At 66.4% G+C, this 348-nt stretch carries 1 protein-coding gene; it reads right to left on the bottom strand.

Annotated elements, in window-relative coordinates:
• Positions 1-348: hypothetical protein (locus tag RGM2987_RS00030; RefSeq protein WP_245138083.1), on the bottom strand; the 348-nt coding region annotated here is incomplete at both ends.

The following is a 348-nucleotide window of genomic DNA, read 5'->3' as shown; positions in this document are numbered from 1 at the left end:
AGCGCGCCGCCGGGCCGGCGCCCTGCCATTCCCAGAAGAAGCTCGCGCCACCGGCCAGTTGCCGCTGGAGGATGACGTGGCGGTCGTCGTAGTCGTAGCGCTCGCTTTCACCGGCGGCGTTGGTCGCTTCGATCAGTCGGAAACGTCCGTCGTAGCGGTAGGACGCCAGCGTCTGCTCGGTACGCCAGGCGTCGTCCTGGATGCTGGCTGGGTGAAAGATTTGATAGTCGACGGCGATCAGGTGCCGCTGCTCGTAGCGCAGCCGCAGGGCGCGACCGGCGCCGTTGTCCAGGCGGCTGATGTCGCCATGGATGTTGCGCTGAATGGTCAGGCGGTTGTCGTACCGAT

The organism is Pseudomonas sp. RGM2987, from assembly GCF_022952855.1.
In the GTDB taxonomy this organism is placed as follows: domain Bacteria; phylum Pseudomonadota; class Gammaproteobacteria; order Pseudomonadales; family Pseudomonadaceae; genus Aquipseudomonas.
This window is presented reverse-complemented; position numbering and strand designations above follow the sequence as displayed.